General features: G+C 71.9%; 11 protein-coding genes and 1 pseudogene. 7 read left to right on the top strand and 5 right to left on the bottom strand.

The window, feature by feature from the left end:
* Window positions 1-202: 202 nt before the first annotated feature.
* A complete protein-coding gene (locus tag ACWDZ4_RS12355; RefSeq protein ID WP_451508336.1) occupies window positions 203-3,001 on the top strand; it encodes a glycosyl hydrolase in 2,799 nt (932 codons plus the stop codon).
* Window positions 3,002-3,037: 36 nt separating this feature from the next.
* On the opposite strand, the gene ACWDZ4_RS12360 is transcribed toward ACWDZ4_RS12355, so the two are convergent.
* Window positions 3,038-4,069: a LacI family DNA-binding transcriptional regulator gene (locus ACWDZ4_RS12360; protein ID WP_451508337.1), complete on the bottom strand. Its 1,032-nt coding sequence runs from the start codon at window positions 4,067-4,069 to the stop codon at window positions 3,038-3,040.
* 138 nt (window positions 4,070-4,207) lie between these two features.
* The gene (locus tag ACWDZ4_RS12365; protein WP_451508338.1) at window positions 4,208-5,719 is read right to left on the bottom strand and encodes a M1 family metallopeptidase; all 1,512 of its coding nucleotides are present in this window, start codon (window positions 5,717-5,719) and stop codon (window positions 4,208-4,210) included.
* 174 nt (window positions 5,720-5,893) lie between these two features.
* On the opposite strand from ACWDZ4_RS12365, the gene ACWDZ4_RS12370 reads away from it, so the two are divergent.
* The 6 genes and pseudogenes from ACWDZ4_RS12370 (at window position 5,894) to ACWDZ4_RS12395 (ending at window position 15,534) form a co-directional block, all read left to right on the top strand.
* Complete coding sequence (locus tag ACWDZ4_RS12370; RefSeq protein WP_451508339.1) at window positions 5,894-7,870, top strand: Xaa-Pro dipeptidyl-peptidase; 1,977 nt, start codon at window positions 5,894-5,896, stop codon at window positions 7,868-7,870.
* Window positions 7,870-9,156: a M14 family metallopeptidase gene (locus tag ACWDZ4_RS12375; RefSeq protein ID WP_451508340.1), complete on the top strand. Its 1,287-nt coding sequence runs from the start codon at window positions 7,870-7,872 to the stop codon at window positions 9,154-9,156. Before ACWDZ4_RS12370 ends, ACWDZ4_RS12375 begins: the two co-directional genes overlap by 1 nt.
* 81 nt (window positions 9,157-9,237) lie before the next feature.
* A complete protein-coding gene (locus ACWDZ4_RS12380; RefSeq protein WP_451508341.1) occupies window positions 9,238-10,989 on the top strand; it encodes a BCCT family transporter in 1,752 nt (583 codons plus the stop codon).
* A gap of 134 nt (window positions 10,990-11,123) precedes the next feature.
* Window positions 11,124-12,151 (top strand): annotated as a pseudogene (locus ACWDZ4_RS12385) (oxidoreductase).
* A 155-nt stretch (window positions 12,152-12,306) separates the two neighbouring features.
* Complete coding sequence (locus tag ACWDZ4_RS12390) at window positions 12,307-13,944, top strand: ABC-F family ATP-binding cassette domain-containing protein (protein WP_451508342.1); 1,638 nt, start codon at window positions 12,307-12,309, stop codon at window positions 13,942-13,944.
* Window positions 13,945-14,163: 219 nt separating this feature from the next.
* The gene (locus ACWDZ4_RS12395; RefSeq protein WP_451508343.1) at window positions 14,164-15,534 is read left to right on the top strand and encodes an FAD-binding oxidoreductase; all 1,371 of its coding nucleotides are present in this window, start codon (window positions 14,164-14,166) and stop codon (window positions 15,532-15,534) included.
* 76 nt (window positions 15,535-15,610) lie between these two features.
* Here the strand turns inward: ACWDZ4_RS12395 and ACWDZ4_RS12400 are convergent, their stop codons facing one another.
* The 3 genes from ACWDZ4_RS12400 to ACWDZ4_RS12410 all read right to left on the bottom strand — a co-directional run bounded on the left by ACWDZ4_RS12400 (window position 15,611) and on the right by ACWDZ4_RS12410 (window position 19,221).
* Window positions 15,611-18,016, bottom strand: a complete 2,406-nt coding sequence (locus ACWDZ4_RS12400; protein WP_451508344.1) for a Tex family protein — start codon at window positions 18,014-18,016, stop codon at window positions 15,611-15,613.
* Between the two features lie 94 nt (window positions 18,017-18,110).
* Window positions 18,111-18,257, bottom strand: a complete 147-nt coding sequence (locus tag ACWDZ4_RS12405) for an LPFR motif small protein (protein WP_451508345.1) — start codon at window positions 18,255-18,257, stop codon at window positions 18,111-18,113.
* Window positions 18,258-18,360: 103 nt separating this feature from the next.
* Window positions 18,361-19,221 (bottom strand): SCO6745 family protein, encoded by an 861-nt coding sequence (locus ACWDZ4_RS12410; RefSeq protein ID WP_451508346.1) that lies wholly within the window; start codon window positions 19,219-19,221, stop codon window positions 18,361-18,363.
* Between the last annotated feature and the right edge of the window lie 21 nt (window positions 19,222-19,242).

The following is a 19,242-nucleotide window of genomic DNA, read 5'->3' on the forward strand; positions in this document are numbered from 1 at the left end:
GGAAGGTCACGCACCTGTGCCGCGTCTCCCGTCCCCACCCCGCCCGCCCCGTTCCGTCAACAGTTGAACGCGCGGTGACTCGCCGCATCCCCAACTGCCGTGCGTGTCACACGTATTGACACTTGCATTTCAGGAGTTTTACGTTCCTTGACATCTGAGAGCGCTCTCTGAGGCATTCCCCCACGACTTCGAGGTGCCGTCCATGCCAGCTCCCTCGTTCAGATCCGCCAGATCCGCCAGATCCGCCAGATCCGCGTCCGCGCTGATCCTCGTCTCCGCCCTGACCGCCCTCGGCCTCGGCACCGCCGCCGCCCCGGCGGCCGCGGCCACCGTCCCTGTCGGATCGGGCAGCTACTCCGACGTACGCCCCGCCGGAACCTCCGGCCCCACCACGAACACCGGCACGCCCGTCACCCCCAAGCTCACCCCGGCCGCGAAGGACAAGCCGCTCCCCACCAACGACTGGTGGTCCTCCCTCGCCTTCCAGAGGTACGGCGACAACCCGCACTCCACGCCCATGTACGGGCACCCGCTCACCTACCAGGCCACCGCCGCCGGCCTCGAAGTGGGCTACCCGACGACTCCCGCCGTCGTCGGGGACGGCCGCCAGTACGAGTACGCCCACAAACGCGACCTCACGCTCGGCCTGACCGGTCTCAACTCGCCCGACACCAAGGCCGACGACTGGTCCGACTGGACCGTCACCCCCTACTGGTCCGACGGCGCCCGCACCCTGCGCACCACCATCGGCCACGGCCTGCCCTTCGTGTACGCCAAGGGCTCGGGCGCCGGCGCCCAGATCACCACCGCCGCCGCGCCCACCGTCTTCGCCGACCAGGGCAATGTCCTCGGCATCACCGTCTCCGGCCACCACTACGCCCTGTTCGCACCGACCGGCAGCGACTGGAACGTCGCCGGCTCCACCCTCACGGCGGGCCTCGGCGCCAAGGACTACTTCTCGCTCGCCGTGCTGCCCTCCACCGACGCCCTCGCGACGTACAAGAAGTACGCGTACAGCTTCGTCACCGGCTCCAAGGCGGCCTGGAGCTCCACCGGCGGCACGGTCAGGGCGACGTACACCCTCACCACCGAGGCGAAGGAGGGCAGCGAGACGGGCACACTCCAGGCTCTCTACCGCCACCAGTGGCTGCACACCTCCGACCCGCTCACCCCGTACACCTACGTCTCGCCGCGCGGCACGATGAAGGTCCGCGAGGGCGCGTCCTTCACCACCAGCCAGCGGGCCTCCGCCGTACTGCCCGCCCTCCCGCAGTCGAGCGGCGTCGACAAGGCGAGGCTCAGGGGCTATCTGAACGAGGCCGCGAACGCCTCCGACCCGTTCTCGGGCGCCACCGACACGTACTGGACCGGCAAGGCGCTGGGCCGTCTCGCCCAGCTCGTCCCCGTCGCCGACCAGATCGGTGAGAGCGCCGTCCGCGACAAGCTCCTCGGCCTGATGAAGGGCCGCCTCCAGGACTGGTTCACGGCGGGCGGCGCGAACGAATTCTCGTACGACAGGACCTGGAAGACGCTGACCGGCTATCCGGCGTCGTACGGCAGCGACACCGAGCTCAACGACCACCACTTCCACTACAGCTACTACGTCTACGCGGCCGCGATCGTCGCCCAGTACGACCCGGCCTGGGCCGCCGACTCCGCCTGGGGCGGCATGGTCAAGACGCTGGTGCGGGACTCCGCCAACCCCAGCCGCACCGACTCCGCCTACCCCTTCCTGCGCGGCTTCGACGTGTACGCGGGCCACAGCTGGGCGTCCGGCCACCAGGGCTTCGCCGCCGGCAACAACCAGGAGTCGTCCTCCGAGTCCACCAACCTCAGCGCCGGCCTGGTCCTGTGGGGCGCGGCGACCGGGGACACGGCCCTGCGCGACCTCGGTACGTACCTGCTGACCACCGAGTCCGAGGCGATCGCGCAGTACTGGTTCGACGCCGACGAGCAGGTCTTCCCGTCCTCCTTCGGCCACGACACGGTCGGCATGGTGTGGGGGAGCGGCGGCGCGTACGCCACCTGGTGGACGGCCAACCCGGAGGAGATCCACGGCATCAACGTCCTCCCGGTGACCGGCGGTTCACTGCACCTGGGCGGTGAGAAGACCGCCGTCCGGCGCAACCTCGCCGAGATGGAACGCGAGAACGGCGGACCGGCCGTCGAATGGCGCGACATCCTCTGGGAGTTCCAGTCGCTCGCCGACCCGGCCGCCGCCAAGGCCAAGTGGGACGCGGGCCACGCCGCCTACACCCCCGAACAGGGCGAGTCCAGGGCGCACACCTACCACTGGATCAGCACCCTCGACGCGCTCGGCGCCCCCGACGCGACGGTGAGCGGAGACATCCCGACCTCCGCCGTGTTCACCAAGGGCACGGTACGGACGTACGCCGCCCACAACCACACCTCCACCGCCCGTACGGTCACCTTCTCCGACGGCGCGAAACTGACCGTCCCGGCCCGCTCGACCGCGACCGGCACCGGCACCGGAGGCACCGACCCCGACCCCGAACCGCCCACCGGCAGCACCTTCCAGCTGCGCACCGGCGGCGCCCTCACCACCGCCGCCGGGACCACGGCCGCCACCGACACCATCGCCTCGGCGGGCGGCGCCAACCACGACGGCACCCCGCACCAGCCACTGACGTACACGGTCAAGGGGGTCAACGGCACGCTCAAGCCCGGTACGCCGACGGCCTTCCGCCTCCAGGTCGACGCGGGCACGACGGTCGGCCTCGGCCAGCAGGCGCGCGTCAGCTACGACCTGACCGGCGACGGCACGTACGACCGGACGGAGACCTACCGGTACTTCGCGACCGACCCGGTGACCGGCTGGGAGGAGTACACCCAGGCCCGCGGCCTCGTCTCGGCCACCGGCACGCCCGGTGACCTCAGGGGCGGCACCGTACGTCTCGAAGTGTGGAGCGCCATCGGGAACGGTACGGCGAAACTCCGGACCGGCACGGCGGATTCGGTCCTGGTGATTCCTTTCCAGTGACCGGCCCGCACCCCCCGCACGGCGGGCCCCGGCCGCTCAGGCCGAGGCCCGCCGTACCAGTTCGGTCGGCATGATCAGCGAGACCGGAGCACCCGCTCCCCGGCCGTCGCCCCCGCCCAGGACGCGCATCAGCAGCCTGACCATCAGCCGGCCCATTCCCTCGATGTCCTGGCGGACCGTCGTCAGCGGGGGATCGGCCGCCTCGGCGACGCCCGCCACATCGTCGAACCCGACGAGTGCGACATCCTCCGGCACCCGCCGCCCCCGCTCCCGCAGGACCCGCAGCGCGCCCGCGGCCATCAGGTCGTTGGCGGCGAAGACGGCGTCCAGGTCCGGCCGCCGGTCCAGCAGCTCCGCCATCGCGCGAGCACCGCTGTCCACGGTGAAGCCGCCCTGGGCGGTCAGGGCGGGATCGGCGTCGAAGAGCACGTCGCGGTAGCCGTCGGCGCGGTCGACGGCGGAGGTCTGGTCGCGGGGCCCCGCGATGTGCGCGATGCGCTCCCGCCCCAGGCCGGCGAGATGGCGTACGGCGGTACGGGCGCCGCCCCGGTTGTCGCAGTCGACGTACGGCACCGCCGCCGCCCCGGCCCCGGTCCGTCCGCCGAAGACCGCCGGGACCCTGGAGCCGCGGATGAGGGCCGGCAGCCCGTCGTCGTGGTGCAGCGAGAAGGCGAGTGCGCCGTCGACGTGGCCGCCCCCGAGGTAGCGGGCGATCCGGTCGTGGTCGCCGGACCCCTCCACCCACAACAGCACCAACTGGTAGTCGTTCGCGGTCAGTTCCCTGCTGATGCCGCGCACCTGCTGCTCGAAGAAGGGATCGGAGAAGACCCTGGACTCGGGCTCGGCGATGATCACGGCGACCGCGCCGCTCTGCCGGGTGACGAGGGACCTGGCCGCCTGGTTCGGGACGTACCCCAACTCCTCGACCGCTTCCCGCACCTTGTCGGCCAGCGGCTGCCGCACGCCCGCGCCGCCGTTGACGACCCGGGAGGCCGTGGCCCGGGAGACTCCGGCGCGGGCCGCGACGGCTTCCAGGGTGGGGCGGGAACCGGCGGGCTGCTCGGGCACGGCGGGCGCTCCTCGGCGGGTCGGAGAGAGGAAGTGCTTCCGGGAGGGAGAGTATCCGCCGTCACACCCGCTGGAGAGTCCTCGAGAGCGCTTTCAGCCCCCGTTCGAAGACTTCGAAGACTTCGAAGACACCACCGGTCAGCGGTGTCCGTGCGCGTGGACCGTGTTCGTCGCGGCGATCTCCTTCCACGACTCGGGCTGCGTGGGCGCACCGCCTTCACCGGTGTCCGAGCGTGCGATACGGGCCGCGGCCGCGGCCGGGGCGCCCGGCTTCGACGGCTCGTACAGCCAGGTGTCGAAGAGTGCGCCGAGGGGCTCGCCCGACACCTTCTCGGCGTACTTCACGAAGTCGCCCACGCTCGCGTTGCCGTGCGCGAACGCGGCCGGCCAGCCCTTCAGGATCCTGAAGAAGTCCTCGTCGCCGACCTCGTTGCGCAGCGCCTGCACGGCGAGCGCGCCCCGGTCGTACACGGCGATGTGGAACTGGTGGTCAGGCCCGGGGTCGCCCGGCTCGACCGTCCAGAAGGGGTCGTCGGCCGCGCGCGTCCCGTAGACGTAGTCGGCGAGCTCCTGCGCCGTGCCCTCGCCCTCCTTCTCGGACCACAGCCACTGGCTGTAGCGGGCGAAGCCCTCGTTGATCCAGATGTCCTTCCAGCCCTTGACGGCGACGCTGTCGCCGTACCACTGGTGGGCCAGCTCGTGGACGACGACCGAGACGTTCGCTCCGTTGGCGAACTGCCGCGGGCTGTAGAACGGCCGTGTCTGCGTCTCCAGCGCATAACCACTCGTCACGTTCGGGACGTAACCGCCGAGCGCGTTGAAGGGGTACGGGCCGAAGACCCCGGCCAGGTACTCGGCGACCTCGGTGGTCCGCTCGATGCTCGCGCGCGCCGCCCCGGCGTTGTCGCCGAGGTCCTTGCTGTACGCGTTGAGCACCGGCAGGCCGTCCGCCGTCCTGTCGGTCGTGATGTCGAACCTGCCGACCGCGAGGGTGGCGAGATAACTGGCCTGCGGCTTGTTCGAGCGCCAGTGGTAGCGGGTCCACCCGAGCTTCGAGCTCTGCGACTGGAGTACGCCGTTGCTGATGGCCTGGGTGCCGTCCGGCACCGAGACGGAGACGTCGTACGTCGCCTTGTCCAGCGGGTGGTCGTTGCTCGGGAACCACCAGACGGCCGAGTCGGGCTCCTGGGCGGCGACGCCGCCGTCCGGGGTGCGGTGCCAGGCGGTGTAGCCGCCGATCTTCAGCTCGGACGGCTTTCCGGCGTACCGGACGACGACCGAGGCGGCCCGGCCCTTCTCCAGCGGGGCGGCGGGAGTGACGACGAGTTCCTGGTCCCCCTCCTTCACGAACTTCGCCCTCTTCCCGTCGACCCGCACCTCGCTCACCCCCAGACCGAAGTCCAGGTTGAAGCGCGAGAGGTTCTGCGTGGTGGTGGCGAGGATCGTCGCCGTGCCCTCCAACAGGTCGGTTCCGGGCTGGTACTTGAGGCGGAGGTCGTAATGCGACACGTCGTATCCGCCGTTGCCGCTGGCCGGGTAATAGGGGTCGCCGATGCCCGGGGCGCCCGGCGAGAAGTCCGCGGCCGATGCCGGGATCGCCAGCAGAAGTGAGGCCGTCAGCACGCCGGGGGCGAGGAGTCTGCGGTGCACGGATGCTCCAAATGGTCAGTCCGAAGGATCGTCTGAAGACTATTCACCCCCTGTGCCACCAGTCATGTCCACGGTCACTGCTGTCACAGGACTGACATCCGGCCGTCATACTGCTCACCACTGCGCGCTGCCGCCCCCTTTTGCGCAGGAGTTGACCGGGGTACCTTCCGGCCCATGCCGATACCTGCGCGGAGACCCCACGTGAAGTGGCGAAGGTTCGTACCGGCGGCCGCGGCCGCCCTGATGGCGGTCGTGCTGACCCCGACGGGCGCCCAGTCCGCGGCGGCCGGCCCCAAGGAGAGCAGACCCGTCCACTCCTACGCCAACGCGATCCGCGAAGCCGTATGGGTGGACACCAGGATCGACGGCGACGGGGACGGGAGGACCGACCGGGTCGCCGTCGACATCGTCCGTCCCCGGGAACCCGCCCGACAGGGCCGGAAAGTACCCGTCATCATGGACGCCAGCCCGTACTACTCCTGCTGCGGCCGCGGCAACGAGAGCCAGAAGAAGACGTACGACGCGAACGGCGACCCCGTCCGGTTCCCCCTCTACTACGACAACTACTTCGTGCCCCGCGGCTACGCCTTCGTCGCCGTCGACCTCGCCGGAACCAACCGCTCCGACGGCTGTGTCGACGTGGGCGGCCGCTCCGACGTCCAGTCGGCCAAGGCGGTCGTCGACTGGCTGAACGGCCGCGGCAAGGCGTACACCAGCCGCACCGGCGGCGAGCGCGCCAGGGCGGGCTGGTCCACCGGCAACACCGGCATGATCGGCAAGAGCTACGACGGCACCGTCGCCAACGGTGTCGCGGCGACCGGCGTCGAGGGACTCAAGACCATCGTCCCGATCGGCGCGATCTCCTCCTGGTACGACTACTACTTCGCCCAGGGCGCCCCGCTCTACGACAGCGGCCCCGACTGGCTCTCCGACTACGTCGAGAGCCCCGACGCCCGCGCCCGCTGCCAGGCCGTCCAGAAGCGCCTCGTCGACGAAGCCCCGCGCAACGGCGACTTCACCCGCCTGTGGGCCGAGCGCGACTACGTACCGGACGCGGACAAGGTCAGGGCCAGCGTCTTCGTCGTACACGGCATGCAGGACCTGAACGTCCGCGCCAAGCACTTCGGCCAGTGGTGGGACGCCCTCGCCGACGCCGGTGTGGACCGCAAGATCTGGCTCTCGCAGACCGGCCACGTCGACCCGTTCGACTTCCGCCGCGGGGAGTGGGTGAAGACCCTGCACCGCTGGTTCGACCACGAGCTCCTCGGCTACGACAACGGCATCGACCGCGAGCCGATGGCCGACATCGAGCGCGCCCCCGACCGGTGGACCACCGACAGGGTCTGGCCACCCCGCTCCGCCGACGCCGCCACCCTGCGCCCCGGCAAGGGCTCCGCACCCGGCGTCGGCACCCTCTCCCTGAAGCCCGCCGCCCCCGGCGCCACCGAGACCCTCACCGACGATCCCAAGCTCAGCGAGAGCGACTGGGCCGCGCAGATCGACACATCAACCCCCTCCAAGGCCGGTTTCACCACCAAGCCGCTCACCCGCGACCTGCGCCTGTCCGGCTCCTCCGAGGTGACCGTCACCGCCACGCCCTCCACCTCCACCGCGCACCTCTCCGCGGTCCTCGTGGACCTCGGCCCCGACACGATCCGCGACTACACCGCGGCCGGCGAAGGCATCACCACCCTCACCGACCGCACCTGCTGGGGCCCGAGCACCACCGGTGACAGCTCCTGCTTCAAGGAGACCAAGGCCCGTACCGCGAACGTCGACTACACCGTCTTCAGTCGCGGCTGGGCAGACCTCGGAACCCACGCGGACCCGGACCGCGGCCGTCCGCTCACGCCGGGCAAGCGGTACACGATCACCCTCGGCCTCCACGCGAGCGACCACGTCGTCCCCGCCGGACACCGTCTCGCGCTGATCGTCGGCGGCACCGACGCGGGCCTCATCGACCCGCCCTCCACCACCCCCACCCTCGGCCTCGACCTGTCCCGTACGAACGCCGAGCTCCCCGTGGTCGGCGGCGCCAAGGCGTTCGCCACCGCCACCGCCGGCTCCTCCCACTCCACCCCGCCGGGCGCCCGCCTCGACGGCGTGGCCGAACCGCGCTCCGCCCGCCCGATCCCGGGAGGCACCCCCTGATGCGCACACCTGTCCGCGCACTCGCACTCTGCGCCACCGCGACGGCCCTCGCCGCCCCCGTCGTCCTCACGGCGCCCGCCCAGGCGGCGTCGGCTCCGCCCCGTACCGGCTTCGAGGTGTCCAACGGCGCGCGCTGGACCACCCAGCCCGAGGAGCAGGCCCTGCTGGCCGCCGTCGACCGGGGCAGCGAGCGCGTCACGCTGTCCGGCATCGGCACCACGAAGCAGGGCCGCCCGCTCCAGCTCGTACGCATCGCGAACCAGCGGCACACCGAGAACACCGTGCTGCTGATCTGCTCCCAGCACGGCGACGAACCGTCAGGACGCGAAGCCTGCCTGACCACCGTCCGGGACCTCGCGTACGCCAAGGACGAGAAGACCCTCGACTTCCTCGCCCGCACCACGGTGCTCGTCGTCCCCACCGCCAACCCCGACGGCCGCGCGGCCGGCACCCGGGGCAACTCCGACGGCGTCGACATCAACCGCGACCACATCGCCCTCAGGACCGCCGAGGGGCGGGCGACGGCCGCCGTCATCCGCGACCACCGTCCCGACGTCGTCTACGACCTGCACGAGTACGGCGCCACCCCGCCGTACTACGACAAGGACCTGCTCGCCCTCTGGCCCCGCAACCTCAACACGGCCGGCCGGGTGCACGCCGAAGCACGCACCCTCTCCGAGTCGTACGTGCGTCCCGGCACCGAGGACGCCGGATTCAGCAGCGGCGTCTACGGCATCTGGACCGACCCGGTGACGGGCGAGCCCGTCAAGCAGGTGGCGGGCGACGGCCAGGAGCGCATCCTGCGCAACACGGCGGGCATCAAGCACTCCGTGGGCCTCCTGGTGGAGACCCGCGTCGACCCCCTCACCGAAGCGGAGAAGAAGGACCCCGCCCTCAACAACAAGCGCCGTGTCGACACCCAACTGGCGGCTCTGGACAGTGCGTTCACCTACGCGCACGAGCGACGCGGCCGCATCGGGGCAGCCACCGCCCAGGCACGTCGCGCGGGCTTCGCGGACCGGGGCCCCGTCCACCTCGGCGGCGCCGACAACGACCCGGCCGAGCCCGCCGAGACCCTCCAGGACCCGCCCTGCGGCTACCACCTCTCCGCGGCGCAGTACGCGGACGTACGGGATGAGCTGACCCTGCACGGTGTCGTGTCCCGCCCGGGTGCCGAGGGGGCCTACGTACCCCTCCGCCAGTCCCGGCGAGCCCTGGCCGTCCTTCTGCTCGACGAGCGTGCGGCCTACCACCTCACCGCCGGGCGGCCCGACACCACCTGCTGAGAGGCTGTGACGTGCGACACATGTGGTAGGGGGTACGGGGGAGCGAAATCTGGCTCCGTGAATCCCTGAAAGGTGCCGCTTGTGTCGCACGAACAGAGACCGGCTCAACGGCTGCGGCTGCCCGTCAGGGCGGCTCTCCCGGGCCGCCACCCGCACGAGGACGAGACGCCCCGGACCGACCGGGTGGTGTTCGGCGTGACGGCCGTTCTCACCCTCGCCTTCGTGGTCTGGGGCTCCGTCTTCACCAAGACGCTGGAGGCCGTCTCCGACAAGATGCTGAGCGGCCTGATCCACAACGGCGGCTGGGCCTTCGTCCTGGCCGCCTCCGGGTTCGTCGTCTTCGCTCTCTGGCTCGCCATCAGCCGCTACGGCAGGATCCCGCTCGGCCAGGAGCACGAAGGGCCCGAATTCCGTACGGTCTCCTGGGTCGCGATGATGTTCAGCGCGGGCATGGGCATCGGCCTGATGTTCTACGGCGTCAGCGAGCCGCTCGCGCACTACACCACCCCGCCGCCCGGCACCGACCCCGCCGACTCGGCGGACGCCATGCAGACGGCCCTGGCCACCACCCTCTTCCACTGGACCCTCCACCCCTGGGCGATCTACGCGGTGGTCGGGCTCGCCATCGCGTACAGCACCTTCCGGCGCCGCAGACGGCAGACCATCAGCGCCGTCTTCGAGCCGCTGATCGGCAAGAAGCGCGCCGACGGCACCCCCGGCCGGGTGATCGACATCCTCGCCATCTTCGCGACCCTCTTCGGCTCCGCGACCTCCCTCGGCCTGGGCGCCCTGCAGATCGGCAGCGGATTCCGCGAACTGGGCTGGATGGAGAAGGCCGGCACCGGACTCCTGATCTCCATCATCGGAGTGCTCACCGTCGCCTTCGTCTTCTCGGCCGTCTCCGGTGTCGAGAAGGGCATCCAGTGGCTGTCCAACACCAACATGGTCCTCGCCGTGGTCCTCGCGGCCTTCGTCTTCGTCGCGGGCCCGACCGTCCTCGTCCTCGACCTCCTCCCCACCTCCCTCGCTTCCTACGTCGACGAGATCCCCCAGCTCGCCGGCCGCACCGAGGCGGCGACCGGCGGCGGCGACGTCGCCGACTGGCTGAGCAGCTGGACGGTCTTCTACTGGGCCTGGTGGATCTCCTGGACGCCGTTCGTCGGCATGTTCATCGCCCGCATCAGCCGCGGCCGTACGATCCGTCAGTTCGTGGGCGGTGTCATCCTCGTCCCCAGCACCGTCAGCCTGGTCTGGTTCGCCGTCTTCGGCGGTACGGCGATGAAGCTCCAGGAGCGCGGACGGCTCGGGGACGAGGTCACACCCGAGGGCCAGCTCTTCGCCGTACTCCAGGAGTTCCCCGTCGCCGGCGTGATGAGCCTGCTCGTCATGGTCCTGGTGGCCATCTTCTTCATCTCCGGGGCCGACGCCGCCTCGATCGTGATGGGCACGCTCTCCCAGCGGGGCACCTTCGAGCCGGCCCGGCTCGTCGTCGTCTTCTGGGGCGTGGTGACCGGAGCGGTGGCGGCCGTGATGCTGCTGGTCGGCCACGGCAAGGGCAACGCGCTCGCCGGACTCCAGAACCTCACCATCCTCGTCGCGGCCCCCTTCGTGCTGGTCATGGTGGGCATGTGCCTGTCCCTCATGCGCGACCTGCGTCAGGACCCGCTGATCGTCCGTGGTGAGATCGCCGAGGAGGCGGTGGAGAGCGCCGTGATCGCGGGCCACGAGAAGTACGCCGGCGAGTTCGAGATCCGCATCGGCCCGGGCCCCGAGGCCGGCGGCGGCCCCCGGACCGGTACGGACGACCGGGACGACCGCAACAACCACCCCTGACCGGCAGGACGCACCCGCCCTCGCGTCGCATGCCAGGGCACCGGTCCCCGTACGGCCGGGCATCCCGGCGCCCCACCGCCGACGGAATGCGCGACGCGTGCTCACCTCGCGTCGCGGCTGGGAATACTCAGGACATGTCTGCCGGCTACGCGTCCTTCGGGCCGGCTCCGGCAATGCGTGCCGGTGGTGTTCCCGTCAACGGCGACTACCAAGTGCACCGCGACTTCATGGACTTCGTCGTCGACGGCCGCCCGCTCCTCCGCCGGCTCTCCGACCTCGACGCCGTCTCACCGCTCGCCTCCGACGTACCGCCCGCCATCCTCACCGCCCAGGTACGCGCTCTGCTCCTCGAAGAGGACGCGCCCCTGGAGGACGGCAGGTACGTCATCTACGGCTGCCCCGAATGCGAGAGCCTGGAGTGCGGCGCGGTCACCGCCGTCATCGAGCGGGCGGGGACGACTTCGTCTGGCGGGACTTCGCCTGGCAGACGACCGGGACCGCGGACCTGGACCTGAACGGCTACCACGGGACAGGCCCGTTCCGCTTCCGCGGCCAGGAGTACCGGGCCGCCCTGGAACGCCGGCCGGCCGACGGCGGCCAGGAGCCGCCGCCGCGCCGCCGCGTCCTGCTGATCGGCGCGCGCGTCGGCGTACTGGCGAAGCTCGCCGCGGCCCTGCGCACGGTGAACATCGGTGCGGACATCACCCGCGACGCGGCCGACGTCCCGCCCGACGAACTGCGGGCGTACGGAGCGGTGGTCTTCGGCAGGACCGTCGACGAGAGCGAACGCGCCGCCGTCCGGGCGGCGTTCGACCGGGCCGGAGCGGACGTCGCCCAGGTGGACGGCCTGGCCCCGGTCGTCCCCCTGCCGGTCGCCCGGACAGAGGCCGCCCTGGACCGCAGCCCACCGGAGCAGCGCCGCCTCACGCGGCTGGTGGCGGCGGAGGGCGAGGCAGGGGTCGAGGTGACGTCCACCTGCCGGGTACAGCTGATCGCGTACCGCCTGGACCGGCTGCGCCGGGCGCACGGCCACGAGGTCTTCGACGGCGTGCTGGAGCCGGGGAAGCACCGAATACCACTGGACAGGCAAGTGACGAAGGGCCGGTCGTTCCTCGTGGCGCGCACGAGGGGAGCCGTACTGACAGCCCCAATGATCCACTGACACCCGCGCCCGCGCCCGCGCCCGCGCCCGCGCTCGCGCCCGCGCTCGCGCCCGCGCTCGCGCCCGCGCCCGCACCCGCGCCCGCGCCCGGACCGCACCCCCTCCCGCCGCCGCCCGCCGGCCCGCTCCGGACGCTCGGTAGGATCGGAGCCCTGATGACTGCAACCCTCGTCGCCAAAGATCTCGCCGCCGGCCACGGCGACCGCTCGCTCTTCTCCGGGCTCGACCTCGTCGTCGCGCCCGGCGACGTGATCGGTCTCGTCGGTGTCAACGGCGCGGGCAAGTCCACGCTGCTGCGCCTGCTCGCCGGGCTCGACACCCCGGAAGAGGGCGAGCTGCGGCTCTCGCCGCCCACCGCCACCGTCGGACATCTCCCGCAGGAGCCCGAGCGCCGCGAGGGCGAGACGGTACGGGACTTCCTCGCCCGGCGCACCGGAGTGGCCGCCGCCCAGCGCGCCCTCGACGAGGCCACCCAGGCACTCGTCGACGAGACCCCGGGCGCGGACGACGCGTACTCGGACAGCCTGGAACGCTGGCTCGACCTCGGCGGCGCCGACCTGGACGAGCGCGCGGAGGAGGTGGCGGCGACCCTGGGCCTGGCGATCGGCCTCGACCACCCCATGACCGCCCTCTCCGGCGGCCAGGCGGCCCGCGCGGGCCTCGCCTCCCTCCTCCTCTCCCGGTACGACGTCTTCCTCCTCGACGAGCCCACGAACGACCTGGACCTGGACGGCCTGGAGCGCCTCGAACGCTTCGTCTCCGGCCTGCGCTCCGGCACGGTCGTCATCAGCCACGACCGCGAGTTCCTCACCCGCACGGTCACCAAGGTCCTGGAGCTGGACCTCGCCCAGCAGCAGATCAAGCTCTACGGCGGCGGCTACGCGGCCTACCTGGAGGAGCGCGAGAGGGCGCGCCGCCACGCCCGTGAGGACTTCGACGAGTACGCCGACAAGAAGGCCGCCCTCGAGGGCCGCGCCCAGATGCAGCGCGGCTGGATGGACAAGGGCGTCAAGAACGCCCGCCGCAAGGCCACCGACAGCGACAAGCTCGGCCGCAACCTCCGCAGCGAGGCGAGCGAGAAGCAGGCCGCCAAGGCACGCCAGACGCAGCGCATGATCGAGCGCCTCGACGCCGTCGAGGAGCCCCGCAAGGAGTGGGAGCTGCGCATGGAGATCGCGGCGGCCCCGCGCTCCGGCGCGGTCGTCGCGACCCTGCGCGACGCGTCGGTCCGGCGCGGCGACTTCTCCTTCGGCCCGGCGTCGCTCCAGATCGACTGGGCCGACCGCGTCGCGATCACCGGAGCCAACGGCGCCGGCAAGTCCACGCTGCTCGCCGCCCTCCTCGGCCGCCTCCCGCTGGACGAGGGGTACGCCGCGCTCGGCCCGGGTGTCGTCGTCGGCGAGGTCGACCAGGCCCGCGGCCTGTTCTACGGCTCCGAGTCCCTGCTCGAAGCCTTCTGCGCGGCCGTTCCCGACACGGAACCGGCGGAGGTACGCACCCTCCTGGCCAAGTTCGGCCTGCGCGCCGAGCACGTCCTGCGCCCCGCCACCACGCTCTCCCCGGGAGAGCGCACCCGCGCCGCGCTCGCCCTGCTCCAGGGCAGGGGCGTGAACCTCCTCGTCCTCGACGAGCCGACGAACCACCTCGACCTGACCGCGATCGAGCAGCTGGAGTCCGCTCTCGCCTCGTACGAGGGCACGCTGCTGCTGGTCACCCACGACCGCCGCATGCTGGACGCGGTCAGCACGACACGGCGTATCGAGGTCGCGGACGGCAAGGTCACCGAGGTCTGACGCCGCTCCCCGTCCCGGGGCGGTCCGTACGGGCTCCGGGTTGAGGCTTCACCCCATCGGCGTAGCGTGGAAAGAGGCCGGCCCTGTGGCAGACGAGCGGGAGAGCTCCCTGGCAAGGACGCCGTACCTCGTCGCGCCGCCGCGCCTCCACGCCGCTGCCCCAAGGCGCCGCGCCTTCCGAGCGGAGCCGCGGGAACAAGGGCACGAGGAGCGAGAGTCATGGGCGAACACTCGACCGACCAGTTGCGCGAACGGGTCCGCGGGCCGGTCGTCACCCCCGAGGACGAGGGGTACGACGAGGCACGCACGGTCTACAACGCCATGATCGACAAACGGCCGGCCGCCGTCGTGCGCTGCGCCGGCGCGGGCGACGTCATGGCCGCGGTCGACTTCGCACGGGAGAACGGGCTCGACCTGGCGGTGCGGGGCGGCGGGCACAGCGTGCCCGGCTTCGGCACCTGCGACGGCGGGGTGGTGGCCGACCTGTCCCGGATGCGCGGCGTCCGCGTCGACCCCGTGCGGCGGACGGCGCGCGCGGAGGGCGGAGCCACCTGGGGCGACTTCAACGCGGCGGCCCACGCTTTCGGTCTGGCCACGACCGGCGGGATCATCTCCACCACCGGCGTCGGAGGGCTCACCCTCGGCGGCGGTATCGGGCACCTGGCCCGCGGACTCGGCCTGAGCTGCGACAACCTGGTCTCGGCCGATGTGGTGACCGCGGACGGCCGGCTGCTCGTCGTGAGCGAGGAGGAGCACGACGACCTCTTCTGGGCCCTGCGCGGCGGCGGCGGCAACTTCGGCGCGGTGACCTCCTTCGAGTTCCGGCTCGCTCCCGTCGGGGACATCTACGGCGGGCCGATCCTCTACGAACTGGAAGACGCCGCCACCGTCCTGAGGGGCTTCCGCGAGCTCATCGCCGAAGCGCCCGAGGAACTCGGGGTGTTCCCGGCCTTCCAGATCGCCCCGCCGCTCCCGTTCATCCCCCGGGACCGGCACGGCGACACCTTCATCCTGCTCGTGACGTGCTGGGCCGGGCCACTCGACGAGGGACAGCGCGCCCTCCAGCCGTTCCACGACCTGGCGCCGGTGGTCGCCGAGCACGTCGGCCCGATGCCGTACCCGGCACTCAACAGCGCCTTCGACGCGCTGGTGCCGCCCGGCCTCCAGCACTACTGGAAGGCCAACTTCGTGACCGAGCTCAGCGACGCCGCGATCGAAGCGCACCTGGAGCACGGGCCACGGGTGCCCGCCGTGAACTCGACGGTCCACATCTATCCCGTCAACGGTGCCTGTCACCGCGTGGCGCCGGACGAAACGGCCTTCGCCTACCGGGACGCCTCGTTCGCCACCGTCGTCGCCGGGATGTGGCCCGACCCCGCCGACAACGAGGCCAACACCGCGTGGGTGCGCGATTACTACCGGGCCACCGCGCCGCACTCGGAGGAGGGCGGATACGTCAACTTCATGGCCGGGGACGACCAGGACCGGATCAGGGCCAACTACCGGGGCAACTACGACCGCCTCGTCGAGGTCAAGAGGGCGTACGACCCGGGGAACCTGTTCCACCTGAACCAGAACATCACGCCGTAACCCGCGCGCACGGACCCGAGCCGCCGGCTCCGGTGGTACCCGCACCACCCCGGGTACCACCGGAGCCGGCCGCGTCCTAGCTCCGGCCGCTCCGCCCCTTGCTCCCGGGGTCCGTCAGCCCCGCGCGGCGCAGCGCGTCCGCCATCGCGCTGTTCGCCGGCGGCGGGACCTGGCCCTTGCCGCCGCCGCCCCGCTGCGGACGGCCCTGCCGCTGCTGCGGAGGCCTGCCGCCGGAGCCGCGCTCACGGCGCCCGCCGCCCTCGTCCCGGCCGCCCTCGCCACGCCCACCGCCGGCCCGCGGCGCCGCCGCGTCGTCGTCGAGCCGGAGCGTCAGCGCGATCCGCTTGCGCGCGATGTCGACCTCCAGCACCTTCACCTTCACCACATCGCCGGGCTTCACCACGTCCCGCGGGTCCTTGACGAAGGTCTTCGACAGCGCCGACACATGCACGAGCCCGTCCTGGTGAACGCCCACGTCCACGAAGGCGCCGAACGCGGCGACATTCGTCACCACACCCTCCAGGACCATTCCGGACTCCAGGTCGCCGAGCTTCTCGACGCCTTCCTTGAAGGTCGCCGTCCTGAACGCGGGCCGCGGGTCGCGCCCCGGCTTCTCCAGCTCCTTCAGGATGTCCGACACGGTCGGCAGACCGAACGTGTCGTTCACGTAGTCGGCCGGCCGCAGCGACCGCAGCACCGCGGTGTTCCCGATGAGCGTTCCGACCGCGCTCCCCGCCGTCTTCACCATCGCCCGCACCACCGGATACGCCTCGGGGTGCACGCTCGACGCGTCCAGCGGATCGTCGCCGCCCCGGATCCGCAGGAAGCCCGCACACTGCTCGTACGCCTTCGGGCCGAGCCGCGCCACGTCCTTGAGCCCCTTCCGGGACCGGAACGGGCCGTTCGCATCCCGGTGCGCGACGATGTTCTCGGCGAGCCCCGAGCTGATCCCCGACACCCGCGAAAGCAGCGGCGCCGAAGCGGTGTTGACGTCGACGCCCACCCCGTTGACACAGTCCTCGACCACCGCGTCGAGCGAGCGCGACAGTTTCACTTCCGCCAGGTCGTGCTGGTACTGCCCGACCCCGATCGACTTGGGGTCGATCTTCACGAGCTCCGCGAGCGGGTCCTGGAGCCGCCGCGCGATCGACACGGCGCCGCGCAGCGACACGTCCATGTCCGGGAGCTCCTGCGAGGCGAAAGCGGAGGCCGAGTACACGGAGGCACCCGCCTCCGAGACCACGACCTTCGTCAGCTTCAGCTCGGGGTGCTTGTCGCACAGCTCACCGGCGAGCCTGTCGGTCTCGCGGGACGCGGTGCCGTTGCCGATGGCGATGAGCTCGACGGCGTGCTCCCTGGCGAGCCGCGCCAGCGTCGCCAGCGACTCGTCCCACTTGTTCCGGGGCACGTGCGGGTAGATGACATCAGTCGCGACCACCTTCCCGGTGGCGTCCACCACAGCGACCTTGACGCCCGTACGGAAACCGGGGTCGAGCCCGAGGGTCGCCCGCGTCCCGGCCGGCGCCGCCAGCAGCAGGTCCCGCAGGTTGGCCGCGAAGACCCGTACCGCCTCGTCCTCCGCGGCGGTCCGCAGCCGCAGCCGCAGGTCGATCCCCAGGTGCACCAGGATCCGGGTCCGCCACGCCCAGCGCACGGTGTCGCCGAGCCATTTGTCGCCGGGCCGGCCCTGCTGGGAGATCCCGAACCGCCGGGCGATCATGTTCTCGTACGGGGAGGGACCGGGAGCCTCCGACGGCTCCTCGGGCTCCAGCACCAGATCGAGTACGTCCTCCTTCTCGCCCCGCAGCATCGCGAGCACCCGGTGCGAGGGCAGCGCGGTGAAGGGCTCGGCGAAGTCGAAGTAGTCGGCGAACTTGGCGCCGGCCTCCTCCTTGCCCTCGCGCACCTTCGCGACCAGCCGCCCGCGCGACCACATGCGCTCCCGCACCTCACCGATCAGATCGGCGTCCTCGGAGAAGGTCTCCGTCAGGATCGACCGCGCACCGTCCAGGGCGGCCTGGGCATCGGCCACGCCCTTCGCCGCGTCCACGAACGCGGCGGCGGCCGCGAGCGGCTCCACCGAAGGGTCGGCCAGCAGTCCCCGGGCCAGCGGTTCCAGCCCCGCCTCGCGCGCGATCTGCGCCTTCGTCCGGCGCTTGGGTTTGAACGGCAGGTAGATGTCTTCCAGCCGGGCCTTGGTGTCGGCGGCCCGGATCCGCGCCTCGAGGGCGGCGTCCAGCTTGCCCTGTTCGCGTACGGACTCCAGGACCGCGGTCCGCCGCTCCTCCAGCTCCCGCAGATACCGCAGCCGCTCCTCCAGCGTGCGCAGCTGCGCGTCGTCGAGCATCTCGGTCGCTTCCTTGCGGTAGCGAGCGATGAACGGCACGGTCGAGCCGCCGTCGAGCAATTCGACGGCGGCCCGGACCTGCCGTTCCTTTACGCCGAGCTCCTCGGCGATCCTGCCTTCGATGGACGTCGTCACGATGTTCCCGACTCGCCTTCTCCTGCGGGCTGTGCTTGAGCCTGCATTGTGCAGGGTCGTCGGGTCCCGTGTCGCGCGCGCCCCGGCCGGACGGTCAGGCGCGGCGCGCGCGGCCACCGCCGCGGGACGCGGTGCTCGACGCGCCGCCGAAGAGCTGGGCGACCAGCCGGAAGGGCAGGGTCACCACTGTCGCGATGGCCGAGCCGATCATCCGGAGTCCATCTGCAATCGCACGCAACACGGTGTACCTCCTGCTGTATCGGTGCCCGACACGCATCTCGGTGTCCGACACAGCTCGGGTGTCCGTCATCACGCGGCGCAAACGCCCTGCGCGGCGGGCGATGTCACGTGCCGGTGAGATCGGCGGGGAACGCACCCGCTCCCAGCGCCGCCGCCAGGAAGCCGCGGCCGAGCTCGGTGAGCCGCTCGGTGCCCTCGGCGCCCAGGTGTGCGTACGGCGCCGCGTCGAGCCGGTCCGTGGCGTCCTCCAGCTCGGCGCGCAGCGCCGTGCCCGCCTCGGTCAACTCGCCCTCGCCGTCGAGCAGTCCGCGCTCCCGCAGCCGTCCCGCGGCCGCCTCCCAGTCCGTACGGGTCCAGCCGCGGGTCGTCACGGCCCAGCGCGGCGACATGCCCTTGCCGGTCGCCGTGTGGCTGACCAGTGCCTCCACCGGGTCGAGCTCCGCGGCGAGCAGCGCCGTCAGATGGCCGTCGCCGCGGTGCTCGCGCAGCAGCGTCGCGGCGTGCCAGTACGCGAGGTGGGGCTGTTCGGGCACGGGCAGATCGGCGTGGGCGGCGTACAGCGGACGGGCCTGCCGGGTGCACGCCTCGGCGGCGCGCAGCGCGAGCCCGGCGGCCTCCGCCATCTCGTCGGAGGCGACGGCCTCCGCTCCGAGCAGCCGGCGCAGCGTGGAGTCCGCGGCGCGCAGCCGCGCGGCGAGCACGGTCTCGGGCGACGCCGTACGCCACACCCCGGGCACGTGACGGGCGACGAGGTCGTGGTTGAAGTTGTAGAACGTCGCGGTGATCGCACCGGCCCCGACCGCGCCCATGGCGGCGCCCCGGCCCGCGAAGTAGGCGGCGCTGCTGTCCTCGATGCCCACCCCCGCCAGCTCCTTCGCGAAGTCGGGGGAGAAGTAGACGGTCGAGTGCAGCGGATTGAGGGCGTTGTGGCAGCGGCGGCCGGCGCGCGCGGGAAGAGAGGTCATGACCGTACGCTACCGACTGGT

The sequence above is a fragment of the Streptomyces sp. NPDC003016 genome, assembly GCF_053591455.1.